This is a genomic window from Halolamina salina (genome assembly GCF_054653455.1).
The window spans coordinates 48,996-73,796 of record NZ_BAAIGE010000002.1 but is presented as its reverse complement, the minus strand read 5'-3'; the positions used below and the strand labels follow the sequence as shown (position 1 = coordinate 73,796).

The window sequence follows — 24,801 nt, the reverse complement described above, 5'->3', positions numbered from 1 at the left end:
GTCGCTCGTCCCTCGCGCTGGCTCGTCCACGGAGGGACTCGCGTTTCGCGCCACCGCCGGCCGCAGTGCGGTGGCGGTGGACGCCGCGGGCCGGCAGTCGTCGCCGGCCCGTGGGGGAGGGGTGGGGACTCGGCGCTGTGCCGTCGACGAGAGCGAAGCTCTCGTCTGCCTATCAGAAATCTCCGATTTCTGATGACGAGCCTCGTGCCCGGCACACTGCGGTCACAAGTGGTCTAGCATCGAGGTGCTGTTGCTGTCGCGGTCACTAACGATCTGAGAAAACGTCGTACCGTCAACTGCCCAGAATCACCCCCACCCGTCTTTTTCACCCATCGACACCACCCAGAACCATGCGCGCCGTCTACTTCGACTGCGACGGGACCCTCCTCACGCTCGACTGCTCGTACGACGACCTGTTCGAGACGGCCTGCGACGCCGCCAACGTCGACGCCACCGCCGACCTGCAAGCGACCTACGCCGAGGCCTTTTTCGAGGCGTTCGAGTCGTTCCACCCCGACCCGTACCGCGCCGGGATGGCCGCCGCCGTCGAATCCGGCGATCTCGACGCCGATCCCGACGCGCTCCGGGATACCTACGTCGACGCCGAGGTCGCCGCGTCGACGCCCGCCAACGGCGCCCGCGAGGCGCTGGACGCGTTCGACGACGCCGACACCGCGCTGGGGCTGCTCACGAACGGCGTGACCGACGTCCAGCGCCGGAAACTGAAGTCCGTCGGGCTGTTCGACCGCTTCGACGCCTACCTCCCGAGCTACGAGATCGAGGCACACAAGCCCGATCCCGCGATCTTCGAGGCGGCACGGGAACGACTCGACGCCGACGAGTACGTCTACGTCGGCGACTCGCTGGAGCACGACGCGCTGCCCGCGCGGGAGGCGGGGTTCCTCGCGGTTCACGTCGACACGGAGTCCGAGTCGGGGATCGTTCGCGTCGACGGGCTGGGGACGCTCGCGCGGCTCTGACTACGCCTCGTCCATCGGGAACTCTACTTCGACGCGCGTGCCGCCGTCGTCGGGCGTGTCGATATCGACCGTCGCGCCCAAGAGCGCCGTGCCCCAATAGACCGACCAGAGGCCGAGGCCGCTGCCGTGTTCGAGCGCCGTCTCCCCGCCCGAGCGCAGCACCGCCACCTCGTGTTCGGGGATCCCCGGGCCGGCGTCGGTCACGACGAGCCGAGCGACCCCGTCGCCGGCGGTCAGCGACACCGTCACCGGCTCGTCGCCGTGCTGGATCGCGTTCTCGACGAGGTTCTCGACGACCGCCGCGAAGGCGCGATCCACGCCGTGGAACGGCAGCGTGTCGGCGATGTCGGTCCGAACGGTCGCGTCGGGCGCCTCGCTGAAGACGTCCCTGAGCACCGAGCGGGTGAGGTCGGCGGCGTCGAACGCGGTCTCGTCGGCGTCGAGGAACGCCTCCACCTGCCGGGCGTTCTCGCCGAGGTCGGAGAGCTGTCGGGCGTTCTCCTCGATGAGCTGGACCATCTCGCGCTCCTCGCCGTCGAGGCGGTCGGCGAGCGTCTCTGCGTAGCCGAGCACGACCGTGAGATCGTTCCGGAGGTTGTGTCTGAGCACGCGGTTCAGCACCTCGACGCGTTGGCGCTGCCGCTCCCGGACGGTCACGTCCGAGAGCACGACCGTGTAGCCCACGTGGGTCCCGCTGGGATCGGTCAGCGGCGACGTCGACACCGCGTACGTACGGCGCCCCGTCCCGTCGCGGCTGTCGATCTCGACCGTCTCGCGAGCGAGGGCATCCCCGCTTTCGCCGCCGTCGGTCTCCTCGCTGTCGCCGGCGGGAAGGTCGAGGAACGCGTCGAGCGGGCGATCCTGCGCGGTCTCGGCGTCGACCCCCAGCACCGCCTCGGCCGCGGGGTTGAGTCGGACGACGTGCCGATCGAGCGAGAGCGCGATGATCGGGTCGGCGAGGTCGTCGATCGCGGTCCGCTCGGCGGCGCGGCTCGTCGTCGGGTTCCGCTCGAACATCTCCGCCCGGTCGAACGCGTACGCGTCCAGCACGAGATGCGGGACGAACATCAGGGGCGCGAGCTGGAGCTGGGGCACGGCGCCGATCTCCAGCGCCCACGCGACGAGCGCGAACCCCGGCGGCAGCGAGCTCAGCGCGACGGCGGCGCTCTCCCGCCGGTACAGCGGCCCGTAGCTGAGCAGGGTGTCGACGAGAAGGAAGACCGCGCTGGCGACGAGCACGGTCTCCACGGCGACGACGAGGTACGCCCACGGGCTGAACATGTACGAGACCGTCGCGACGCCGAACGCGGGATCGATCTCGAACCCGGTCCAGAACCAGCCGTGGATCGGGTTGGTGGTCACCAGCGCGGTCGAGACGATTCCGAACCCGACGATCGCTCCGAACAGGCGGCTCCGGATCACGTCGCTCCGGCCGGTGTACTCGAGTGCGAAGCCGAGGAAAGCGATCCCGGTCCAGACGATCCCGAGCCACATCGTCGCCTCCAGCGCGCCCCGGAGCGGCGGATCCCACACGAGCAGGCCGAACCCGTAGGAGAGACACCACGCCGTCTGCGCGGCGAACACGCCGAGGAACCAGTCGACGCCCGGTCGCCCCCGGTGCTCCCGGATCCGCCACGCGAGCGCGAGCGCCCCCGCTCCGCCGGCGATAGCACCGACTGCGGGCCACGGGGGCAGGAGATCGAGCGGCATCTGTGGGTCACGACGGCGACCTGGGGGGTAAAGCTATCGTGGTGGGTGCTGCGCTACCGCTCACCCCGTCGAACACCCGAAAACGCGGCCGATGGGGACGGGACGCAACGCATCGGTCAGGAACGATGGCGGTGTCGAGGGCGACCCGACCCCCACTCGGTTACGAGTGGCGCTCGATGACGTGTTTCGCCGCCTGCGCCTTCTCCTTCCAGCCGTAGCCCGCCTCGTACACGTGTCGCTTGCTGTCGACCAGCTCCTGCGGCGAGGACTCCTCGAACCCCCCGCGGGCCCACGTGCCGGACTCCTCGAGCCACTCCAGCACCTTCTCGCGGGTCTCGGGCCACGTCAGCCCGACCATCTCGTACCACGCGATCATCGCGAACACCGCGTTGTCGTGGCAGCCGGGGTAGGACCCCCGCCGGTAGATGGTCCGCATCGGGTCCGTCGTCGGCTCGGACACCTGCTCGCGGTACGCCTCGGCGGTCAGGAGTTCGAGCCGGCCGTTGGTGTCGGGCTGGACCCGGCCGCTGCGACGGAGGTGTGAGAGCGCGGCCTGGTGGAGCGCGTCCCACTCCGGCGCCAGATCGCGGAGGTCGTCCTCCTCGCGGGCGCCGGCGGACAGGGGCGCGAGCACGTCTGCGTAGGCGCGCTCGACGGTCTGCCACTCCACGCCCTCGAAGCGACAGCCGGCGTCGTGGAGGCTGCTGGCGGCGTGGCAGTCGGGACAGGGGTAGTCGAACCGCGGCACAGCCCCCCGTACCGTATCGCCCGCCTTAGAGTCCCCGATCGCTGCTCAGATCCGGGGCTCGATGTAGATGGTCGACACGCGACTGTCGGCGTCCTGTAACTCGGCCTCGATCTCCCGGACCGCGTCGTCGACCTCCTCCGTCACGAGGTCGGGATCGAGGCTCACCTCGACGGCGACCATCGCGTTCTGGGGACCGAAGAAGACGGTCCGGAACGAGTCGACGTGGACGACCGCCGGGTGGTCGGTGACGATACTCTGGAGTTCGCGCTCGACGCCCGCCGGGAGGCTCTCGCCGAGCAGCAGGCGCTTGTTCTCCCACGCCAGCGCGAGGGCGAAGGCCATCAGCAGGAGGCCGATGATCGCCGCGGAGATGGCGTCGTAGATGCCGTTGCCCGTGTACCGCGAGAGCACGACGCCGACCAGCGCGATCGCCGCCCCCGACAGTGCGATGGTGTCCTCGGTGAACGCCGTCAGCGTGGTCACGTCGCTGGTCTTGTCGAACGCCTCGCGGATCGACCCCCAGCCGAACTCGGTCATCTGCCGCTGGAGTTCGGCGTTGGCCTTCGCCAGCGCCCACGCCTCGAAGGCGATCGCCGCCGAGAGCACGGTGACGTTGAGCCAGAACGTCTCGACCCGGGCGCCGACGACGGGGACGGTGAACTTCCCGGCCTCGACGTGGCCGGCGGTCTGGATCGCGTGGATCCCGTGGTTCAGGCTCTCCCAGCCCGCGATCCCGAACAGGAGCACGGAGACGAGGAAGGCGTAGAAGAACTGGGCCTTGCCGTAGCCGAAGGGGTGCTCACGGTTGGAGTCCTTCTTCGAGTAGCGGATACCGATGAGGAGGAACACCTGATTGCCGGTGTCGGAGATGGAGTGGTACGTCTCGGAGAGCATCGACGGGCTCCCGGTCAGCAGGAAGCCGACGAACTTCATGATCGCGATGGCGCCGTTTGCGATCAACGCCGCCAGCACGACGCCAGTGCTGCTAGCCATGGTCCAGCCGTCACGAGACAGCGCCTTATCGGTGTCGCCGGTCGCGACGGCCCCGCACCGCTTTTCCCGGCCGGGCGCGGAGAACGCGCCATGCTCGTCGTGCTCTCCGACACCCACCGCACCGAGGGGACCGGACTCGTCGGCGCCGCCGAAGACGCCGTCGCCGACGCCGATCTGGTGCTCCACGCCGGCGACTTCACGACCGAGGCCGTTCTCGACGCGTTTCACGACGCCGCGACCGACCTGCGCGCCGTCTACGGCAACCGCGACGACGCTGCGGTGACCGACCGGCTGCCCGAGGCGACAACGCTGTCCTACGCCGGCGTCCGCATCGCCGCCACCCACCGCCAGCGCGGCGGGGCGACCGGGCTGGCCATGTTCGGGCGCGAACGCGGCGCCGACCTCGTCGTCTCCGGACACACCCACCGCCCCCTCGTCGATCAGGAGGGAGCGGTGACGCTACTCAACCCCGGGAGCCACGCCGACCCGCGGGGGGCGAAGCAGTCGTTCGCCGTACTCGAACCGAACGGTGACGGCCTGAACGGGCGACTCACGACCGTCGACGGGGAGACGTTCGACCGCTTCACGGTCGAGAACGGGTAGCGCCCTGCGAGGCGTGTTGGAGGGCCGAAGCAGGGACACCCGACGCTTGGGGTGGATACTTCAAAGGGGTTAGGTAAAGACAAAGAGCCGTTTTACCGTTCCGAGAGGCTCAGAACTTCTCCAGCAGATTCCGGTAGAAGCCGTCCTCGCTGTCGCCCGCGAGCTTCTCGACGATGAGCTCGGGGGTCGACCGCGCGAGGTGGTCCTTCTTCGGCGAGCGGTCGACGCGGAGTTCGCCGTCGACCAGCCCGACCGCCTCGATCCCGTCGACCGCCACCTCGAAGCTCGCCGCCTCCCGGATGCCGTCGGCGAGGTGGGAGACGAACACGGCGCTCGCGCCCTGCTCGTGGAGCTCCTCGAGGATGCCGGCGATGATCTTCGCGGAGGCGCCGGGCTCGGTGATCGACTCCAGTTCGTCGACGAGGACGAGCCGGCCGTGTGCGCCTTCGACGAGCTCGCCGAACTCCCGGAGCGTGCTCTCGAACGCGCCGGCGTCGAGGGTGCCCTGTGACTTGGCGTAGTAGTGCAGTTCCGAGACCTGCCCGACGCGGGCCTCCTCGGCCGGCACTGGGAGGCCCATGTGCGCGAGCACGACGATCAGCCCCACGAGGTCGAGCGTGGAGGTCTTCCCCCCGGAGTTCACCCCGGAGAGCAGCGTCACGCCCTCGACGCCGTAGTCGACGGGGTCGACCTCGTCGAACGGCACGTCGAGCAGCGGCGAGCGGCCGCCCTCGATCTCGAACCCCTCGCCGGCAATCGTCGGCATCGTGCAGTCGAAGTCGCGGGCGAACCGCGAGACCGCCAGCTCCACGTCGAGCTCCAGCGCCGTCTCGACCATCGATGCCGCGGGATCGCGGAGCTCCCGGAGTTCGGCCGCGAGCTCCGTCTCCAGCTGGTTCGCCCGGCGGTCGCGGTCGGCGGTCAGTTCGGTCCGGAGCCGGGAGACCGCCTCCTCGTTGTGTTCCAGCGGGAACGAAGGCTCGCCGCCGAAGATCCGCTCGACGAACTCCGCCTCGCCCGAATCGAGGTCGAGGCTGTCGACGACGTGCTCGCGGGCGAGCTCGACCGCCCGGTCGTAGTCGTCGGCCAACTCACGGGAGAGCAGCGAGTCGACCCGGGCGCCCTGCTCGACCAGCGAGAGGAAGTCGGTGCCCTCGATGGTCACGTCGCGTTCGCCGATGGCGTCCCGCAAGTGGTCGTTGCCGACTGACTCCGCGGTGCTGACGGCGGCGTCGAGGTCGTCGACCGCCACCGAGAGGCGATCGAGCTCCTCGTCGCCGACGATGCCGCCCTCCTCGTCGACCCGGTCGAGCGCCGCACGCAGCGAGTCGAGGTCGCAGTCCGGTTCCGTGCCGGCGGTCTCGTGGACCTCGGCGGCGGCGAGCAGTCGCTCGCGGTTGTCGGCGAAGAAGGTGAGCGTCCGTTCGGGGACGAACTCCTCGGGGCGCTCCAGCGCGTCCGGGACGACGCGCACGTCGCCCTCCACGTCGATGCCGGCGAACTCCGCGTCGAGCACGTACACCGTGGAGTACGAGCGACCGAGCTCGCCGAGCTCTCGGCGGTCGTCGATCACTTCGACGGGCAGTTCGGGCAGCGCCTCCTTCGCTTCGGCGTAGCGCTCGGCGTCGGCCGTCGCGACACAGCGTTCCCGAACCCGGATCCCCTCGGCGGGTTCGAGGGGTTCGACGCCGGCGAGCGCGTCGAGCAGTTCGGGGTCGGGGTCGCGCTCCATCGCCCGCGTCGCGAACGTTCGGACCTCCTCGATTCGGGACCGTTCGGTGCTGGGGAAGAACGTCGCCAGCCGCTTCTCGCCGTAGGTCGTGACCGCACGCTCCTGCAATAGGCCGAGCGCGTCGTCGTATATCTCTCGCGCCCGGTCGGTGGCGAGGAAGCCGCCGTCGTCGCCGTGCTCCCGACGGATGGCGCCGCGGGCGATCGCCGCGGCCCGACCCTCGGAGATGTCCGGCGAGCGGGCGATCGCGGCCACGTCGCCGCGCCGGAGCGCGTCCTCGGCGTCGTCGAGTTCGGCCAGCGAGGCGGCCGTTTTCTCACCCACCCCCGGGATGGCCGTGAACTCCATTCGACCCGGGGTTCCGCGCCATCGGGCAAAAGCGTGTGGTTCGGCGAGGGTCGGCGATCCCGGCGGTGTTAAGTGGTCTCCCGCCGTCTCTTCGGTCGGTATGAGGGACCGACTCGCGCAGGCCGGCACCGCGTTCACCGGGTTCCTCGGCGTCGCGCTCGTCGTCTTCGGCGGCTACCGCGTCCGGTACGGCACCGGAACGGTGGAGGAGCTGCTGGCGCTCGCGTTCCTCGGCGTCGCCGTCGTCGCGGGCTACCGCTCGCTTGCGATCCACTCCGGGCCACAGGTGAACGCCGTCGGCAACACCGCGCTGTTTCTCGGCGCCGCCGCGGCGTACGGCGGGGGCGTGAACCTCGGCGTCGACGCCGTCGCGACGGCGGGGCAGGCGCTGTTCGTGATCGCCGTCGCGTACTTCGTGGTCAGGCTGGACTGACTGGGGCTGACAGGCGGCACGATCGCTCGCTGGTGGACTGCCACACTCCCGCTTCCCCACCAGCGTCGGTACTCAGGTCACGCTGGGGCTGGTCCCGCTCTCCTACTTGAATCCTCGCTACCCCTCGATCCGCCGGAGCGTCGCCGCCACGTCGCTCGGCGTCGCGCCCGGCACGTCCTCGACGCGGTGATCGGGGACGAAGATCGGCACGGGGTTCGCCCGGAGCGCGGTCCTCACGGTTTGGGCGTCGTCCTCGTCGTCCGGGTTCAGATTGGCCATGTGAGCGACCTGTCGCGTGTTGCCGACCTCGCCGTAGGGGATCTGACAGACCGCGTCGAGCACCGCGCGCTGGTCCGTCGGGACGGTGATCGCGACCTCCACGTCCTCGAACTCGTCCTCCACGCCGTCGAGGTAGTCGAACACGCGGTCGAGGATCGGGTGTTCGGGCTCGGCGTCGTCCGGGATCGTCTCGGGGAACGACACGTCGATCACCTGACTGCTGGCCACCCCGATCTGGACCGGACGGCCGAGGACCTCGGACTCCCGTGCGTAGATGCCGGCGTCTTCCATCGCTCGAACGGAGGGCGCTCGCGGCCTTGAACCCGGCGGCAGCGCCGGGGACGGCCGACCGGGGTCGCAAGTCTTTTGAACAGTTCCGTACATTAGTGTACAAGTATGAACAGCAATGAGGTGGCGCCCGCGGTGCGGTCCATCCTCGACGCCGCCCGCGAGCGCCCCGGCGGGGACGAGCGCGTGGCCGTCGAGGACGCGCGGTCGCTCCCGGCGGCGTTCGCGGCCGCCGAGGCCGAGGGGCGGACCCCGGTCGTCGCCGAAGTGAAACCGACCAGCCCCACGACCGAGGGGGAGAGCGACGCCGACCCCGTCGAACTGGCCGAAGAGATGGTCGCCGGGGGCGCCGCCGCGCTCTCAGTGCTCACCGAACCCGAGCACTTCGGTGGCTCGGTCGAGCACTACGAGCGCGTCCGCGAGGCCGTCGACGTGCCCGTCCTGCGGAAGGATTTCCTGCTGGAGGAGGCGCAGTTGGACGCGGTCGAAGCGGACGTGGTGCTGCTGATCGCTCGGTTCCTCGGCGACGATCTCGCGCCGATGATCGAGGCGGCACGCGATCGCGGGATGCAGGTGCTCGTCGAGGTTCACAGCGAGGCGGAAGTCGAGCGCGCGGTCGCGGCCGGCGCGGAGATAATCGGGGTCAACAACCGCGATCTCGCGGCGTTGGAGGTCGACCTCGGCACGTTCGAGGAAGTCGCGCCCGCGGTGCCGGAGGACGCGACGCTGCTCGCGGAGTCGGGGATCTCGACGCCCGCCGAGGTGCGACGGATGCGCGAGGCGGGCGCGGACGGCCTGCTGATCGGCACCGCTATCATGGACGGCGACCCACGGGAGAACACGAGCGAGTTCGTCAACGCATGAGCTCTGATTCATCTGCGGACGGGAAGTTCGGGGAGTACGGCGGCCAGTACGTACCGGAGGCACTGATGCCCGCGATCGAGGAGCTGCGGGAGGCCTACGAGCGCTACGTGCTGGAGAACGAGGACGGCTTCATGGACGAGTTCCGCGAGCGCCTGCGACAGTTCGGCGGGCGACCCACGCCGCTGCAGCACGCCGAACACCTCTCGGAGCGCTACGGTCGGGTGATCTACCTCAAGCGCGAGGACCTCGTCCACGGCGGCGCCCACAAGCTCAACAACGCCCTCGGGCAGGTGCTGCTCGCGAAGTACATGGGCAAAGAGCGCATCGTCGCCGAGACCGGCGCGGGCCAGCACGGCACCGCGACGGCGATGGCGGCGGCCCACCTCGACATGCCCTGCGAGATCTACATGGGCGAGACCGACATCGCCCGCCAGCGCCCCAACGTGTTCCGGATGAAGATCAACGGCGCCGAGCTCAACCCCGTCACCGCGGGCCGCGGGACGCTGAAGGAGGCGATCAGCGAGACGATGCGGGACTGGGCGACCAACGTCGGCGACACCCACTACGTCGTCGGCAGCGTCGTCGGCCCCGCGCCGTTCCCCGAGATGGTCCGGGAGTTCCAGTCCGTGATCAGCGAGGAGGCCAAGACACAGTCGAAAGAGCAGTTCGGCAGCCTCCCCGACTCGGTCGTCGCCTGCGCGGGCGGCGGCTCGAACACGATGGGCGCGTTCGCCCGGTTCGTCGACAACGAGGACGTGAATCTGCTCGCGGTCGAGGCGGGCGGCTCCTCGCTGGCCGTCGACGAGGAGGAGGGCGTCGCCCCGAACTCCGCCTCGCTCTCGACGGGCGGGCAGGGCGTGCTCCACGGCGCCCGGACGAAGGTGCTGCAGGACGAGTGGGGCCAGATCGTCGAGTCCCACTCAGTCTCCGCGGGGCTGGACTACGCGGGCGTCGGCCCCGAACTGGCCTACCTCGTCGACGAGGACCGCGTGACCGCGGTCAACGTCGGCGACGACGCCGCGCTGGAGGCGTTCCACCGGCTCTCCCAGGAGGAGGGGATCATCCCCGCACTGGAGAGCTCTCACGCCTTGGCGTATCTGGAGGAGGTGTTAGGTCCCGATTCGGAGGGTGACACCGACGCAGCCGCCGAACTCGGCGACCGCATCGTCGTGAACCTCTCCGGGCGGGGCGACAAGGACCTCGAAACCGTGATCGAGGAGACCGACAAGCGCGAGATCCCGAACGCGCCGGACATGAGCGAGTTCTCGGGTGGACTATGAGCGGGCTCGCCGACGCGTTCAGCGACGACGAGCCGGCCTTCATCCCCTACCTCGCGGTCGGCGACCCCGACATCGCGGCCTCGAAGCAGTACGTCGAGGCGCTCGTAGAGGGGGGTGCCGACTGCGTCGAACTCGGCCTCCCGTTCTCCGAACCCATCGCCGAGGGGCCGACGATCCAGCAGGCTGTCGTCCGGTCGCTCTCGGGCGGGATCACCCCCGAGGCGTACTTCGAGTTCGTCGACGACCTCGACGTGGACGTGCCGCTGGTCTGCATGACCTACTACAACCTCGTCTTCCGCTACGGCGCCGACTCCGGCACCGCGGCGGGAGAGGGCGACCACACCGCGCCCGGCCCGCGCCCATTCGTGAAGCGCGCCGCGGAGGTGGGCATCGACGGCTTCGTGATCCCGGACCTGCCCGCCGAGGAGGCCGACGAACTCCGGGCGGCGTGCGACGAGTTCGGCCTCGATCTGGTGTTCATCGTCGCGCCGACGACCACCGACGACCGCCTCGCGACCATCCGCGAGCGCGTCTCGGGCTACGTGTACGTACAGGCCCGACTGGGCGTCACGGGCGCGCAGGCGGACGTCTCCGACCAGACCGCCGAGAGCCTCGCCCGGATCGCGGACTGGGACGTGCCCAAGGCCGTCGGCTTCGGCATCTCCACGGGCGACCACGCCGCCCGCGTCGTCTCCGCCGGCGCCGACGGCATCATCGTCGGCTCCGCCCTCGTGGACATCGTCGCCGACGGCGTCGAGAACGACCGCACGACCGCCGACGTGGCCGACGACCTGCGGGCGAAAGCCCGCGAACTGAAAGAGGGCGCGCTCCGGGGCGCCCGAGAATCGCCGGAAGCGGAAGGAAAATAGGGCGGCGAGGAGCGCAACCCTCAAGCCCCCGCTTGCCACAGAGTACCACACCAACCACACCACTCTCAGCATGACACGACTCACACCCACCGACGCCGGCAGAGCAGCCCGACTCGACCGACTCTCGACCGACGGCAACATCCTGATGGTGCCGATGGATCACGGCATCACCATGGGTGCCGTGCAGGGGCTGGCCGACATCGAATCGACGATCGACGCCGTCACTCGTGCCGGCGCCGACGCCGTGTTGACCCAGAAGGGGATCGCCCCGCGCGTCCACCCGAACAAGAACGACGCGGGCTACGTGATCCACCTCAACGCCTCGACCACTATCGGTCCCGACGAGAACGACAAGCGCGTCACCGGGACCGTGAAGGAGGCCGTACAGGCCGGTGCCGACGCCGTCTCACTCCACCTCAACGTCGGCAGCCAGTACGAGCCGGGGCAGATCGAACAGCTGGCCGAGGTGACGAAGCAGGCCCGCGAGTTCGGGATGCCCGTGCTCGCGATGACGTACGCCCGGGGCGAAGGCGTCGACAGCACCGACCCCGAGTCGCTGGGCCACGCGGTCCGGCTGGGCGAGGAACTCGGTGCGGATCTCGTGAAGACGGGCTACTCCGGCGACGCGGAGAGCTTCGAGCGCGTCGTCGAGTCGACGGAGCTGCCCGTCCTCATCGCCGGCGGGAGCAAGGGGACGAACCGCCAGACGGTCGAGATGGTTCGGGGGGCGATGGACGCCGGTGCCTCGGGCGTGTCGATGGGTCGTTCGATCTTCCAGCACGAGCAGCCCGAGAACATCGCCGCCGCGGTGTCGGCGGTGATCCACGACGACGCCGGCGTCGACGACGCGCTGGCGGCCGGCGGCTTCGAGGGCTGAGCTTCGGCGACTTCGGGAGCCGGAGACGGCCGTGGCTGCGGGCGATTGTGACACAATTAAGGCCCTACCGGCGGTACTCGGGGCCATGGAGACGCTGCTTCTGAACAGCGAGGACGTGCACCACAACACGTCGATGGCGGAGCTGATTCCCGCGATCGAGGAGGCCTTTGCGGCCTACGAGAACGGGAACGCGAAGATGCCCGCGAAGTCCTACATCGACCTGCCGCAGTACAACGGCGACTTCCGGTCGATGCCGGCCTACCTCGACACGGGCGAGTGGGACGCGGCGGGGATCAAGTGGGTCAACGTCCACACCGACAACGAGGAGCAGTTCGACCTCCCGACGGTGATGGGGACGATGATCTACTCCGAGCCGGAGAACGCGTTCCCGCTGTCGATCATGGACGGGACCGAGCTCACGATGCAGCGCACCGGCGCCGCCGCCGCCGTCGCGACCGACCACCTCGCCGTCGAGGACGCCAGTTCGATGGGGATCGTCGGCGCCGGCGTGCAGGCGTACAGCCAACTGGAGGCCATCTCGGAGATCCGGGACATCGAGGAGGTCGTCGTCTCGGACCTCGACGAGGCCCGCGTCGCGGAGTTCATCGACACGTTCGAGGACCGCTTCACGGTTCGCTCGGGGACGCCTCGCGACGCCGCCCACTGTGACGTGCTCTCGACGGTGACGCCCGTTCGGAACCCCATCATCGGCCCGGACGACGTGGGCGAACACACGCACATCAACGCGATGGGCGCCGACGCCGAGGGGAAACACGAGATCGAGGACGACGTGCTGCTGAACGCGAAGCTGGTGATCGACGACTACGCCCAGACCACCCACTCCGGCGAGATCAACGTCCCGTGGGCAAACGGGGTCCTCGACGACGACGACCTCTACGGCGAGATCGGCGAGATCGTCGTCGGGAAGAAGGCCGGTCGGACCGCCGAGGACGGCGTGACGGTGTTCGACTCGACGGGGCTGGCGATTCAGGACGTCGCCGCCGCGCACGTTGTGTACGAGCACGCGAGCGAGCGGGACAACGGGACGGGCTTCGACCTGCTCGGTCTGGCCTGATTCGTCGGTTTCGGAGTCGATAGATCGCCAGGAGCTTCCTTTTCGAACTGCTGTGTGAGTGAGGTGATCTGTACGACTGCAACCGCGAACGGCACCGCGGAGTGAGCTAGACCACTTGTACCGCACCGCCCCGCACAGCCCACAGACCTCCCCAGCCGACTCCCTCGTTCACTGCGTTCACTCGGTCGTCCCTCGCGCGCTCGTTCGTGCACGGAGGCACTCACGTCGCGCGCCGACCGCCACGGCGGTGCGGTGGCGGAGCGGTGGACGCCGCGGGCCGGCACCGGTCGCCGGCCCGCGGGGGAGGGGTGGGGACTCGGTGCTGCGCCGGGCTTCATGCCCGGCGCGCTGCGGTCGCAAGTAGTCATGCTTCGAGATGCTGTCGCCACTCCGAACGCGGACTGCGAGCGAACAACGTGAGCGAGCAGGCCGAGGAACCCCCGAAGGGGGTGACGACGGTTTTTGTCGCCAGAAATCTCCGATTTCTGGCTGCTAACCAGAAGCCGACGGCTTCTGGTGATGGCCGAGCTTTTGCCAGGGAGCGAGTGAAAAACGAGCGACCGCAGCAAAAGGTCGAGTTACTCCAGATGGATCGCCGGCCGGAACGGGATCGCGTTCCCGGCCCGATCGGCCGGATCAACCACGTCCGCGTCGTCCTCGGCGTACACCTCCACGTCGGCATCGAACTCGCGTTCGAGGAACGCCGCCGCAGCCTCGTAGGCGCCGCGCTCGTCCACGTCGAGCAGCGCCGCCAACTCCTCGTCGTCGTAGTCGCGGGCGAACTCCACCGCGTCCTGCGCGACCTGGTTCACCTCGTCGCCCTTCTCGCGCAGGTCGGGGTCGCTCATGACCTCGCTCATCACCGCGCCCACGTCCGTGCCGGCCTCCCGGACCGCCTCGAACACGGTCCGCTTCCAGTCGGCGGCGGTGTAGATCCGGATCGTCTCCGGATCGGTGTCGGTCACGTCCGCGACCTCGTTGATGTCGTCGACCAGCGCCTGCACGCGCTCCTCCTGCAGTTCCAGATCGGGGGCGCGCAGGTCGTCGTCCACCTCGGGCCACGGCGCGTCTTCGGCGGCCGTCCCCGTCAGTTCCTCGTGGAGTTCGTTCGCGAGGAACGGCGTGAACGGCGCCAGCAGGCGCAGCCGGGTTTCGAGGACGTGTCGCAGCGTCCAGCGCGCGCCCGGCCGGTCGAGGTCGGCGCGGCGACGGTACCACTTCAGGTGCTCGTCGAAGCCGTAAAAGGCCGCCTGCGTGGCGGTCCGGGTCTCCGAGCGCTCCATCGCGTCGGTCGCGGTCTCGATCGTGGTCTGGAGCTTCGAGAGCAGCCAGCGGTCCACGTCGGTGATCGCGTCCTTCCGGCCCGCGTCGCCCTCGACCAGTTCCTGCCCGCGGTTGTAGAACCGCCGCAGCTGGTCGTGGGTGCTCTCGACGGCGTCCTCGCGCCAGTCGTAGTCCTGCCACGGCTCCGAGGCGTTCAGCAGGAAGAACCGAACGGTGTCGGCGCCGTACTCCGAGATCGCCTCGCCCGGCAGCACGACGTGACCCTTCGAGGAGGACATCTTCTGGCCCTCCAGCAGGCCCATTCCCATCACGACGATCCCCTGAGGCCACTTCGGCTCGGGGAAGAACTCGGCGTGGTGGTAGAGGTAGAACGTCAGGTGGTTCGTGATCAGGTCGTTGCCCGAGAAGCGGTAGTCGACGGGGTACCAGTAGTCCCACTCCTCGCCCAGTTCCAGGGCTTTCTCGTCCGGGTCGTCGACGGCGTCCTCGCCGTAGAACATCGCGTCGAAAAAGTCCGGATCCAGGTCCTCGACGGGCACGTCCTGGATGTGCGGGGCGACCGTGTAGTAGGACATGTACAGCGTCGAGTCCGACAGCGGCTCGATCACGAACTCGTCGTCCCACGGCAGTCTGGTGCCCAGCCCGTAGTTCCGGATGCAGGGCCACTCGTTCAGCCAGCCGACGGTGTGTTCGTACTCGCCGCGGGTGTTCTCCGGGATCGCGTCCAGGTTCTGGATGGCGCGCCGGGTCTTCTCCATCCAGTCCTCGTCGTTGTAGCGCAGGAACCACGTGTCCTGGTAGGCGACCTCCACGTCGCCGCCGCAGCGACAGACGACCTCCTCGCTGAACTCCTGCATCGTGTCGAACGCGTCGCCGGCGTGGTGCTCGCGGAAGCGGTCGCGGACGTCCTCGACGACCTCGCCCGCGAACTCGCCGTACTCGTCGTTCAGAATCCCGGAGTGGAACTCCGCGTTGTACAGGTCGTTCGTCGCCTCCTCCAGCGCGGGGTCGTCGCTGGACTCGATGCCGTGCTCCTCGACGGCGGACTTCGCGGGGATCTCGCCGTACCCCTCGATCGTGAGGATCGGGATCGGCTCGATCTCGCGGACCGCCTCGGGGTCGATCCCGTACTCGGTCAGTTCGTCGGCGCGCTCTTTCAGTTCCTGCAGCGCGACGTAGTCGTCCGGCGAGTGGGCCGGCACCGACATCACGACGCCGGTCGCGTTGTCGGCGTCGACGAAGCCGGCGGGCAGGATCAGCACCTCGTCGCCGGTCACGGGGTTCTCGACGCTCGTGCCGACGATCTCGCGGCCGTCGAACTCCGCCTCGACCTCGACCTCGCGGTCCTGCAGTTCGAACTTCTCGGCGGCGTCTTCGGAGATCACCCACGTCTCGCCGTCGACGGTCGCGCGGACGTACGTCGCCTCGGGGTCGACGTAGGCGTTCGTGACGCCGCGAACCGTCTCGGGGCGGAGGGTGGCCATCGGGAAGACGGCGTCGCCGTTATCCGGGGAATCGCCCCGGAACCGGATCAGCGTGTACTCCTGGAACTCCGCCTCCTCGCCCTCCAGCAGGTCGTGGGTGGTGACGGGCTGTTCCTCCTCGGTGCAGTAGTTCACCGGGTGGAGTCCCTTCTCCACCAGCCCCTCCTCCTTCAGGCGCTGGTACTGCCACTCGATGAACTTCGAGTAGCGCTCGTCGTTCGTGGTGAACTCCCGGCGCCAGTCGACCGACAGGCCCAGGGACTTCATCCCCTTCTTGTAGTGCTCCTCGATGAAGTACTCCGCGTAGCCCATCGGCGTCTCCAGGTCGCTCAGGTCCTCCTCGGGGACGTTGTACGTGTCCTGCAGCACCGAGAGCTGCTCCTCCTCTCCCTTCTTCAGGCGCTCGACGGCGCCGATGATCGGCGTCCCGGTGACGTGCCACGCCATCGGGAACAGCACGTTGTCGCCCTGCTGGCGCCGGTAGCGCGCGTAGGCGTCCGGCACCGTGTACGTGCGGGCGTGGCCGATGTGCATCCCGCCGCTGGGGTAGGGGTACGGAACCGTGACGAAGGTCGCGTCCTCGCCCCCCTCGGGGGCGGGATCGGCCTCGTAGCGGCCCGCCTCCCGCCAGCGCTGCCGCCAGCGCTCCTCGATCGCCTGCGGGTCGTAGTCCATACCCGTTCCTCCCGTCCCCGCGTAAAAATACCCATCAGTTCTGACTGGCGCGCCCGGCAGCGAGCGAACACGCGCCGACGAGCGCACGTCGAGCGGTGTGCTGACTTCTCACACGCCGATTTTCCGACCGAAGCCCTTTTGCTCGGAACCCGCCCCTTCACGGACACGAATGACCAACGCCGGCAGCACACCCTCGACGGTTCGCGACGGCGCCCCCCTGCTGGCGTTCGGACTCGGTCTCCTCTGTCTGCTCGCGATGGTGCCCGTCACGCTGGGCGCGCTCGCAGGCTATCTCACGCTCGGCGCCGCGGTTCCCGTACTCGCGGTCGGCGCCGGCGTCGCCGTGGTCTCACTCGTGACGGCCTGAGCCGGCGAGCGCCAGCACCACCAACGTCGTCACCGACAGCGTCACGATGCCGTACAGCGGCAGCGACGGCGGCCCGTTCCCGAGGAGCCGGCCCGCCGCCGTCGTCGCGAGAAACGGGAGCATGAGCAGCCCCGCGACCGCGGCGAGCCGGCGTCGGTGCGCTCGGCGGTCCCGCGACCAGTAGCCGTGCCGGAGTGCGGCGTCGGCGGCCCCCGCGCCGACGATCGGCCCGATCACGACCGAGATCAGCAGCAGCGCCATCGAGCCGTTGCCGACCACCTCGCCGAGCCAGAGCCAGCGCACGAGGGCGGCGACGCCGGAGAGCGTCCGCCAGACGGCCGTCGCGCCGAGTAGACCGGCGACGGCGCGCTGTGTGGCGGGGACTGGCACGGCCGCGGCTTGGGCGATCGCTGACAAAACGGTATCGGTGGCAGGCCTACGCCGTCTGGTTCTGCAGCGTCCGCTCCATCATCGCGATGAGCGTCGAGGCGAACCCCGAGTCGGCGCTCCAGTACGCCGTCTCGCGGCTGGCACCCGGGAGCGCCTCCTCGCCCAGCACGCTGTGGAGCACGGTGTGGTCGTCGACCAGCAGCATCCGGCCGGTGTGGTTGGCCTCGTCGTCGTGGATATCCGGGGCGAGCACCGTCACGTCCGCGTCGGCGAACCGCTCCCGGACGGCCGGGTCGGTGCTGACCACCGTCACGTCGACGCCCGCCGCCGCCCGTTCCGTGAGCGCGTCGTAGATGCCCTCCGTCAGCAGGTCGGCCGTCTCGGCGCCGAACACGACGCGCACCTCGGCGTCCCGGACGAGCTGGGTGACCCGTTCAGTGACGGACTCCCGGCCGCGAACGGTCCAGATGTCCTCGCGCTCCTCGCTCGGCCCCTCGCGCCGGCTGGCCGCCTCCCGGAGCCGGTCGCCGACCCGCTCGATGTCCCGCTCGAACCGCCGCGTGAGCAGCGACTCCGTCTCCTCGACGGTCACGGGCTGGAACTCGCGGGGGTTGGCGTGCTGGACGTTGACCAAACCGCGGTTCTCGAGGGACTCGACCGCGCTGTACACCTGCGGCCGCGACACGTCGGCGGCCTGATTCACCTCGCGGGCGGTCGCGGTGCCGAGTTCGTGGAGCGTGACGAGCACCTCGGCCTCGTTGGTGCCGAACCCCAGCCGCCCCATCGCGTCGAACGCCTCGTCGTCGCTACGCATCGGTCCCTCGACGTGGCGCGCGAGCGGAGCGCGGTCGCCGTCGCGGAGAGATCCCGTCGTTCATCTGTTCGAACGACGCTTACAGAGCTGTTGTAATATTCCTTCCGAAAGCTATAATGTCGTCTCAGCGGGAGTGGGACACATGTTCGTGACTGGAAACGTAGCGTTCGTCGGGACGACCGGGCAGGGGTCGCCGTGACCCGGCGATCGCTCGCCGTCGCCGCGATGGTCGTGCTCTCGATCGTCGCCGGCGTCGCGGTCCCCGCCGCGGCGGCGAACACCGACGTGGCGATCGAGTCCGTGGACCTCTCGGTCGATCAGCCCGCGCCAGGGGAGACGTTCACGCTGACGACGACGATCGCGAACCTGGAGTCCAGCGCCGGCCCGGTCGAGGTGACCGACCTCTACGTCCGCGAGGCCGGGAGCGGCGAGGATCTGGCCCGGATCGAGGACGTTGGCTCGATCGCGCGCGGCGACACGCGCTCGATCCCGCTGACTATGTCGATCGAGGAGCCGGGCGAGAAGAAGCTGATCGTCAACGCGGTCGTGCGCGACGGCGACGGCGACTTCGAGTCCGTGAGCTATCCGCTGTACGTCGACGTACAGGAGCCAGACGAGGCGGTGCTCTCCTTCGCCGGCCTCGATTCCGTCGCCGGCGAGGAGACCGCGATCGACGTGAGCGTCTCCAACGGCGACGACGGGGCGCTCTCGAACGTCCGGCTGGAGCTGACCGGGGACGCCGACGTGGAGAACCCCGAGCGCGTCTCGGCGTCGATCGCGCCGGGGACCCAGACGACCCACACGTTCGCCACGACGTTCGACGAGCCGGGGGACCGGACGCTTTCGGCGACGCTGACGTACAAGACCGACGAGGGGGTCACGCGGACGGTGACGCGCAACGTCACCGCCGACGTGGAGCCAGCGACCCTCGACCCGCAGTTGACGGCGACCGGGACGACCGCGAACGGCTCGTCGGTCGTGCGGGCGACGCTGTCGGAGTTCGGCAACGTCGAGCTCCGTGACGTGCAGCTCCGGGCGGTGGTCGACGGCGAGACCGTCACCAGAACCCGGCTGGCGGACGTGCCCGCCGGCGGGAGCCGGGTCGCTACGCTCGACGGCAGCGCGATCCCCGCCGGCGAGGTGACGATCGTCGCCGAGTACACCGCCGCCGGGGAGACGGCGACCAGCGAGACGACGATCTCGTACGCGCCGGCGCCGAGCACGGGCGTGACCGTCACGGGCGTCGACGCGAGCCGGAGCGGCGGGGTCGTGACGATCAGCGGCGACGCGGCCAACGTGGGCAGCCTCGACGCGAGTTCGGTCGTGATGCGCGTCGTCGCGAGCGAGGGCGTGACGCCGGTGAACCCCAACAAGGAGTACTTCGTCGGCGCGGTGGACTCGAGCGAGTTCGCGACGTTCCAGCTCACCGCCAACGTCTCGGCGTCGGTGACGGCGGTGCCGGTCCGGATCGAGTACACCGTCGACGGCGAACGGCTCTCGCGGGTAGTGGAACTCGACGTGAGCGACGCCGCGCCGTCGAGCGGTGGACAGGGCGGCTCCGGCGGCTCGGGGCTGTCGCTGCTGCTCGGCGCGCTGGTCGTGCTGCTGGCGGTCGCGCTCGGGGTCGCGCTCACGATCGCCTACCGCCGATACAGGGACTGATGCACGTCATCGAACTCGCCGACGTGGTGAAGCGCTACCAGAGCGGCGAGGAGACCATCGAGGCGCTGAAAGGCGTCGACTTCCACGCCGACCGCGGCGAGATGGTGACGATCATCGGCCCCTCCGGCTCGGGCAAGTCGACGATGCTCAACATGATCGGGCTACTCGACACGCCCACCGAGGGGAGCGTGAAGCTCGAAGGGCGGGACGTGACGAACTTCACCGAGGACGAACTCACCGAGGAGCGGCGCAACGGGATCGGCTTCGTGTTTCAGGACTTCCACCTGCTGCCGATGCTGACCGCGGTCGAGAACGTGGAACTGCCGTCGATGTGGGACACCGGCGTCGACCGCCACGATCGGGCGATCGACTTACTCGAACGCGTCGGACTCGGCGAGCGGCTGGAGCACACCCCCCGACAGCTCTCCGGCGGGCAGCAACAGCGCGTCGCGATCGCGCGGGCGCTGGTGAACGAGCCCGACATCGTGCTCGCCGACGAGCCGACGGGGAACCTCGATCAGGACACCGGCCGGACGATCCTCGACGAGCTGACGCGGCTGAAGGAGGAGGAGAACATCGCGATCGTCTCGGTGACGCACGACGAGCAACTCGTGGAGTACTCAGACCGGGTGGTCAACCTCGTCGACGGGGTGATCCAGGAGTGAGCGTCGAGGCGTGGCTCTGGCGGTTCCCCAGCGCGCTGATGGCGTGGCGCAACCTCGGTCGGAACCGCGCGCGGACGGCGCTTGCGGCGCTGGGGATCGTCATCGGCGTCGTCGCCATCGCGTCGCTGGGGATGGCCGGCGCCTCGATCCAGTACAGCACGAACCAGGAACTGGGCGGGCTCGCAAACCAGGTGACGGTGACCGCGGGCGAGGACAACCCCGAGCCCGCGCTGACCGAGTCGCAGGTCCGGAACATCGAGCGACTGGTGGCCGACGCCGACGTGATCGCTCAGAAGACCGGGACGACGACGATCGACGCCGACGGCGAGCCAGAACGGGTGAGCGTCACGGGCCTCACGCAGGCCGGCGCGCTGTACGACGCACAGGCGGGCGAGGTGCCCGACCGCCTGCGCTCGGGCGCGCTGGTGAGCAGCACCGTCGCCGACGAGTTCGGCCTCGAAATCGGCGACCCGATCGAGTACGACGGCCAGCTCTACCGGATCCGGGGGATTCTCGAACCCCAACAGGGGTTCGGCGGCGGCGCGTCAGTCGTGCTGCCGGTCTCGGCGCTGGCGGATCAAGAGTACTACTCGACGGTGACGATCGTCGCCGAGGACGGCGCGGCCGCGGAGGCGGTCGCCAACCGGGTGGAGCGCGGGATGAACGGCCGCGAGGAAATCGTGAGCGTCACGACGCTGGCGGCGGTACAGGAGAGCATCGACTCCCTGACGAACACGCTCAACCTCGCGCTGATCGGGATCGGCTCGATCTCGCTGGTCGTCGCCGCGGTGAGCATCCTCAACGTGATGCTGATGAGCACGATCGAGCGCCGGGGCGAGATCGGCGTGCTGCGGGCGGTCGGGATCCGCCGGGGCGAGGTGCTGCGAATGATCCTGACCGAGGCGGGGCTGCTCGGCGTCATCGGCGGCGCGGTCGGCGCGGTCGTGGCGCTGGGGGTGGGGCTGCTGCTGAATCAGGTGTTGTTCAACGATCCGACGCTGGTGTTCGAGTGGGCCAGCATGCAGTACCTCGTGTTCGGCTTCGCCTTCGCCGTCGTCGCGAGCCTGCTCAGCGGGCTGTACCCGGCGTGGAAGGCGGCCAACGAGCGCCCCGTGGAGACGCTGCGGGGCTGAGACCGGGAGCTTCTTCGGGGCGAGCGACCCAGTTCGGGTATGGAGATCGCCGGCAAGACGCTCCGTCGACGGGTCGTGACCGCGGTCGTGGTGTTCGTCGCGCTGGTGGCGTACGACTACGCCACCGGCTCGGCGGTGAGTTGGGCGATCAACGCGATCGTACCGGTGCTGTTCTTCGCCGTCTCGATCGCGACTGATGCGGCGCTGCAGCGGTGGTTGGACGGACGGGAGTAGGTCGATCGGTGTTTTGGGTCGTGGTGTTCGTTGTTCGGGCCAGAAGCACGACCGCGGAGTTCGCTGGTTCCGCCACGAACAGAACCGCGGAGTGAGCTTGGCCACTTGTGACCGCGCCGCCCCGCACAGCCCACGAACCTCCCCAGCCGACTCACTCGCTCACGTCCGTTCGCTCGGTCGTCCTCCGAGGGAGCAAAGCTCCCTCGTGCCCTCGCTCGTTTCACTCGCGAGGACCTCGCGCTCGGCTCGCACACGGAGGTGCTCGCGCTTCGCGCCACCGCCGGCTGCGGTAGCGGTGGACGCCGCGGGCCGGCACCGGTCGCCGGCCCGCGGGGGAGGGGTGGGGACTCGGCGCTGTGCCGTCGACGAGAGCGAAGCTCTCGTCTGCCAATCAGAAATCTCTGATTTCTGATGACGGACCCTGTGTCCGGCGCACTGCGGTCGCAAGTGGTCTACGAACGAGATGCTGTTGCTGTCGCCGGTGCTGTCTCAGTTGCCAACGAACGAGATGCAGTCGCGGTAACGAACCGAAACGTCGCAATCGCCGCCACGACCGAACAGAGCCGCCTCGAAAACGCGAAAGAGCCGATCTAACTCACTTCGATGTCGATCCCGTCGTCGCCGTCGGCCTTGGGCAGTTCGACCGTCAGCACGCCGTTCTCGTAGCTCGCCGACGCCTCGTGCTCGTCGACGGCCGTCGGGAGCGTCACGGTGCGGCTGACCGCCTGCCGGGTGCGCTCGCGGCGGTAGTACTGGGCGTCGTCGTCGGTCTCTGACTCGCTCCCGCGCTCCGCCGAGATGGTGAGCTGGCGGTCGCTGACCGACACGTCGATGTCGTCGGCCTCGTAGCCCGGCACGTCCGCGACGACGACGATCTCGTCGTCGGCGTCGGCCACGTCGACGTGGATGCCGCCGCCGACGGCCCCCTCGATCTCCCCGGTGAGGTCGGCGAACCCGGAGTTCAGCTGCTCGAACAGTTCCTCGATCTCGTCGAACGGATCACGGCGGCCACTCATACCCGAAAAGAGGCGCCACGGATGGTTAAGGGTTACCGCCGGTCCCCCTATCCCGACTCAGTCGGGCGGTTTTCGGCTACCCGACGACGTGAGTCGTGTCGTAGGAGCCTAACCGCTTGACCCAGCCGTCCGCACAGACTTCCTCGATCTCCGCCAGCGCCTCCTGCGCCCGGGCCTCGTACAGCCCCGCCTCGAAGTCGACGTGGAAGCAGTAGTCCCCCAGCCGGCGGCCACTGGGGCGAGACTCGATCCGGGTGAGGTTGATGTCCCGATCGGCGAACGACTCCAGCAGTTCGAGCAGCAGGCCGGGGTAGTTCGCGCCGGGGTAGGCCACGATGCTGGTCTTCCCGCCCGCCTCCGAGCGCTCGCTCTCGGGAGCGACGACGAGGAAGCGGGTGGCGTTTGAGTCGTGGTCCTGAATGTTCTCGGCGATGCGCTGGAGGGTACCGTCACCGTCCTCGCCGGCTCCCTGTCCCGGCGAGCCTGCGTTCGCGGGGTGGCCGATCGCCGCCACGCTCGGGTCCTCGCGAGCGCGCTCGACCCCGCGGGCGGTCGACGCCACCGCCTCCTGACTCACGTCGGGGTAGTGCTCCGCGAGATACTCCCGGCACTGCGCCAGCGCCTGCGGGTGGGAGGCGACGGTCGAGAACTCCGGCCCCTGTGCGAGGAGGGCGTGCCGGATCGGGGAGACGACCTCCTGTACGACGCTCACCGCGCGGTCGGCCAGCGCGTCGAGGCTCTCGTCGACGGAGCCCTCGATGCTGTTCTCGACGGGGACGACGCCGCGGTCGAACTCGCCGTCGGCGACGGCCGCGACGATCCCCGTCACCGACTCCCGGAAGCTGACGGCGCCGTCGTCGGCGATCGACCCCGCCGCGCGGTGGGAGTACGTCCCCGCCGGACCCAGCGTGACGACTTGCATACCCCGGGGTTCACGAGGGGTGGAGAAAAGCGCGTCGGCGGGAGCGCGCTACAGGCCGACGATGTCGTCCAGTTCCACGTCGTCGGTTCGCCCGCCACAGACCGCACACTCCTCGACGTGTGACGGGGCACTGCCGCCCTCCATGTGGAGGTTGCCACACTCGGTGCAGACCTCGAAATCAGCGTCGAGCATGCGCGAAGCGGTACTGGCGTGTGATAAGAGAACTTTGTGGCGGCTGAGAGAGTTCTCGCAGTTACCAACTACCGCGGTGTCGCTCTCACCACCACGGTTGGCCGTCACCGCGGTGTCGCACGGGTCGCCGTCGCTTTGAACGACGCCACCACGTCCCGGCCGGGTTCGAGGTCGAGTCGGTCGCGACTCTCCTCGGTCACCAGCGCCACGAGCGGCGCGTCGGCGCCCACCTCGACCGAAACCCGATAGACGGACTCCCCGCGGTCGACCGCGACGACCTCGCCCGAAAAGCGGTTTCGGGCGCTGGTCGCGTCGCCGGTCGGCGTGTCCGCGGGGTCGTGCAGCGTCACGGCGTCGGCGCGCAGCACCACCTCGACGGAGTCCGCGTCGGGCGGGACGAGCGCCCGAACCGTCCCGGCGGCGGTCTCGACGGTGCCGAGTTCGCCGTCCCGTTCGACCACCTCGCCGTCGAGAACCGTCTCCGTAGTCTCCGCGATCGCGCTGTAGCCCGCGCGCAGGCGGTCGAACGCCGCCAACAGCTCGTGGGCGCGGTCGGTGAGCGCGCTGCCGCCGCCGCCGCTGCCGCCGCGCTGGCGCTCGACCAGCGAGCCGAACGCGTCCTCGAGCTCCGTGAGCCGGTCGTGGGCCCGGGAGTACGACCGCCCGAGCGACGACGCGGCGGCGTTGAGCGACCCCGACTCGTCGACCGCCCGGAGCAGTTCGGCGTCGCGCTCGGCGAAGGCCACGCCGTCGGCCCGGAGCGTCGCGTCGAACCCTGCGTCCATACCCGGATTCGGGTCCGCCGGGGCAAAACGGTTCCCACCGCGAAGAGAATTAGAGGTATCTAAAAATAGAGTACGTGGGGAACAACTATGTAGTTGGGC

The 24,801-nt window shown here is 69.4% G+C and carries 25 protein-coding genes; 13 read left to right on the top strand and 12 right to left on the bottom strand.

Translation table 11 applies throughout. The annotated features are described in order from the left end of the window. Positions 1–350 precede the first annotated feature (350 nt). Positions 351–980, top strand: a complete 630-nt coding sequence (locus ACYQZ5_RS00720) for an HAD family hydrolase (protein WP_379731393.1) — start codon at positions 351–353, stop codon at positions 978–980. On the opposite strand, the gene ACYQZ5_RS00715 is transcribed toward ACYQZ5_RS00720, so the two are convergent. From ACYQZ5_RS00715 to ACYQZ5_RS00705, 3 genes are all read right to left on the bottom strand, one after another. After that, positions 981–2,690, bottom strand: a complete 1,710-nt coding sequence (locus tag ACYQZ5_RS00715; protein ID WP_379731394.1) for a histidine kinase N-terminal 7TM domain-containing protein — start codon at positions 2,688–2,690, stop codon at positions 981–983. 160 nt (positions 2,691–2,850) lie between these two features. After that, complete coding sequence (locus tag ACYQZ5_RS00710) at positions 2,851–3,438, bottom strand: DUF7474 family protein (RefSeq protein WP_379731395.1); 588 nt, start codon at positions 3,436–3,438, stop codon at positions 2,851–2,853. A 45-nt stretch (positions 3,439–3,483) separates the two neighbouring features. Continuing rightward, positions 3,484–4,431: a cation diffusion facilitator family transporter gene (locus ACYQZ5_RS00705; RefSeq protein WP_379731396.1), complete on the bottom strand. Its 948-nt coding sequence runs from the start codon at positions 4,429–4,431 to the stop codon at positions 3,484–3,486. Between the two features lie 90 nt (positions 4,432–4,521). On the opposite strand from ACYQZ5_RS00705, the gene ACYQZ5_RS00700 reads away from it, so the two are divergent. Then, positions 4,522–5,034, top strand: a complete 513-nt coding sequence (locus ACYQZ5_RS00700; protein ID WP_459844784.1) for a metallophosphoesterase — start codon at positions 4,522–4,524, stop codon at positions 5,032–5,034. A 109-nt stretch (positions 5,035–5,143) separates the two neighbouring features. Here the strand turns inward: ACYQZ5_RS00700 and ACYQZ5_RS00695 are convergent, their stop codons facing one another. Beyond that, positions 5,144–7,114 (bottom strand): MutS-related protein, encoded by a 1,971-nt coding sequence (locus ACYQZ5_RS00695; RefSeq protein WP_459844782.1) that lies wholly within the window; start codon positions 7,112–7,114, stop codon positions 5,144–5,146. Positions 7,115–7,214: 100 nt separating this feature from the next. Between ACYQZ5_RS00695 and ACYQZ5_RS00690 the strand changes: the two genes are divergently transcribed. After that, complete coding sequence (locus ACYQZ5_RS00690; RefSeq protein WP_379730936.1) at positions 7,215–7,547, top strand: hypothetical protein; 333 nt, start codon at positions 7,215–7,217, stop codon at positions 7,545–7,547. A gap of 117 nt (positions 7,548–7,664) precedes the next feature. Here ACYQZ5_RS00690 and ACYQZ5_RS00685 read toward each other — a convergent pair whose 3' ends face one another. Further along, positions 7,665–8,117, bottom strand: coding sequence for an MGMT family protein (locus ACYQZ5_RS00685; protein ID WP_379730937.1), 453 nt, complete (start codon positions 8,115–8,117; stop codon positions 7,665–7,667). A gap of 105 nt (positions 8,118–8,222) precedes the next feature. On the opposite strand from ACYQZ5_RS00685, the gene trpC reads away from it, so the two are divergent. From trpC to ACYQZ5_RS00660, 5 genes are all read left to right on the top strand, one after another. Continuing rightward, a complete protein-coding gene (trpC, locus tag ACYQZ5_RS00680; protein ID WP_379817701.1) occupies positions 8,223–8,978 on the top strand; it encodes an indole-3-glycerol phosphate synthase in 756 nt (251 codons plus the stop codon). Next, the gene (gene trpB, locus ACYQZ5_RS00675) at positions 8,975–10,258 is read left to right on the top strand and encodes a tryptophan synthase subunit beta (RefSeq protein ID WP_379731752.1); all 1,284 of its coding nucleotides are present in this window, start codon (positions 8,975–8,977) and stop codon (positions 10,256–10,258) included. Before trpC ends, trpB begins: the two co-directional genes overlap by 4 nt. Then, positions 10,255–11,127, top strand: coding sequence for a tryptophan synthase subunit alpha (trpA, locus tag ACYQZ5_RS00670; protein WP_459844779.1), 873 nt, complete (start codon positions 10,255–10,257; stop codon positions 11,125–11,127). The genes trpB and trpA overlap by 4 nt, the downstream gene beginning before the upstream one ends. 70 nt (positions 11,128–11,197) lie before the next feature. Beyond that, on the top strand, positions 11,198–12,004 hold the full coding sequence (locus ACYQZ5_RS00665; RefSeq protein ID WP_379731754.1) for a 2-amino-3,7-dideoxy-D-threo-hept-6-ulosonate synthase: 807 nt from the start codon (positions 11,198–11,200) through the stop codon (positions 12,002–12,004). Positions 12,005–12,089: 85 nt separating this feature from the next. Then, positions 12,090–13,079, top strand: a complete 990-nt coding sequence (locus ACYQZ5_RS00660) for an ornithine cyclodeaminase family protein (protein ID WP_379731755.1) — start codon at positions 12,090–12,092, stop codon at positions 13,077–13,079. Between the two features lie 578 nt (positions 13,080–13,657). Here ACYQZ5_RS00660 and leuS read toward each other — a convergent pair. Then, on the bottom strand, positions 13,658–16,522 hold the full coding sequence (gene leuS / locus ACYQZ5_RS00655) for a leucine--tRNA ligase (protein WP_379732140.1): 2,865 nt from the start codon (positions 16,520–16,522) through the stop codon (positions 13,658–13,660). A 169-nt stretch (positions 16,523–16,691) separates the two neighbouring features. On the opposite strand from leuS, the gene ACYQZ5_RS00650 reads away from it, so the two are divergent. Next, entirely contained in the window at positions 16,692–16,889 is a 198-nt protein-coding gene (locus tag ACYQZ5_RS00650; RefSeq protein WP_379732138.1) for a hypothetical protein, read from the top strand. On the opposite strand, the gene ACYQZ5_RS00645 is transcribed toward ACYQZ5_RS00650, so the two are convergent. Then, on the bottom strand, positions 16,872–17,279 hold the full coding sequence (locus ACYQZ5_RS00645; protein WP_379817709.1) for a hypothetical protein: 408 nt from the start codon (positions 17,277–17,279) through the stop codon (positions 16,872–16,874). The two genes, ACYQZ5_RS00650 and ACYQZ5_RS00645, sit on opposite strands and share 18 nt — an antisense overlap. 46 nt (positions 17,280–17,325) lie before the next feature. Beyond that, entirely contained in the window at positions 17,326–18,093 is a 768-nt protein-coding gene (locus ACYQZ5_RS00640) for a TrmB family transcriptional regulator (RefSeq protein WP_379732573.1), read from the bottom strand. A gap of 195 nt (positions 18,094–18,288) precedes the next feature. On the opposite strand from ACYQZ5_RS00640, the gene ACYQZ5_RS00635 reads away from it, so the two are divergent. From ACYQZ5_RS00635 to ACYQZ5_RS00620, 4 genes are read left to right on the top strand one after another with little or no spacing between them, the layout of a single operon-like run. Next, positions 18,289–19,755, top strand: coding sequence for a COG1361 family protein (locus ACYQZ5_RS00635; protein WP_459844775.1), 1,467 nt, complete (start codon positions 18,289–18,291; stop codon positions 19,753–19,755). Then, positions 19,755–20,420, top strand: a complete 666-nt coding sequence (locus ACYQZ5_RS00630; RefSeq protein ID WP_379732347.1) for an ABC transporter ATP-binding protein — start codon at positions 19,755–19,757, stop codon at positions 20,418–20,420. The genes ACYQZ5_RS00635 and ACYQZ5_RS00630 overlap by 1 nt, the downstream gene beginning before the upstream one ends. Then, on the top strand, positions 20,417–21,553 hold the full coding sequence (locus ACYQZ5_RS00625) for an ABC transporter permease (RefSeq protein WP_379732346.1): 1,137 nt from the start codon (positions 20,417–20,419) through the stop codon (positions 21,551–21,553). Before ACYQZ5_RS00630 ends, ACYQZ5_RS00625 begins: the two co-directional genes overlap by 4 nt. A gap of 39 nt (positions 21,554–21,592) precedes the next feature. Next, on the top strand, positions 21,593–21,787 hold the full coding sequence (locus tag ACYQZ5_RS00620) for a hypothetical protein (protein WP_379732345.1): 195 nt from the start codon (positions 21,593–21,595) through the stop codon (positions 21,785–21,787). A 590-nt stretch (positions 21,788–22,377) separates the two neighbouring features. On the opposite strand, the gene ACYQZ5_RS00615 is transcribed toward ACYQZ5_RS00620, so the two are convergent. The 4 genes from ACYQZ5_RS00615 to ACYQZ5_RS00600 all read right to left on the bottom strand — a co-directional run bounded on the left by ACYQZ5_RS00615 (position 22,378) and on the right by ACYQZ5_RS00600 (position 24,702). Next, entirely contained in the window at positions 22,378–22,803 is a 426-nt protein-coding gene (locus ACYQZ5_RS00615) for an Hsp20/alpha crystallin family protein (protein WP_379731216.1), read from the bottom strand. Between the two features lie 76 nt (positions 22,804–22,879). Continuing rightward, a complete protein-coding gene (pheA, locus tag ACYQZ5_RS00610; RefSeq protein ID WP_379731215.1) occupies positions 22,880–23,725 on the bottom strand; it encodes a prephenate dehydratase in 846 nt (281 codons plus the stop codon). A gap of 48 nt (positions 23,726–23,773) precedes the next feature. Further along, entirely contained in the window at positions 23,774–23,917 is a 144-nt protein-coding gene (locus ACYQZ5_RS00605) for a hypothetical protein (protein WP_379731214.1), read from the bottom strand. Positions 23,918–24,021: 104 nt separating this feature from the next. Beyond that, positions 24,022–24,702 carry a TOBE domain-containing protein gene (locus ACYQZ5_RS00600; protein ID WP_379817715.1) on the bottom strand — a complete coding sequence of 227 codons (681 nt, stop codon included), beginning with the start codon at positions 24,700–24,702 and terminating at the stop codon, positions 24,022–24,024. Positions 24,703–24,801: the final 99 nt, after the last annotated feature.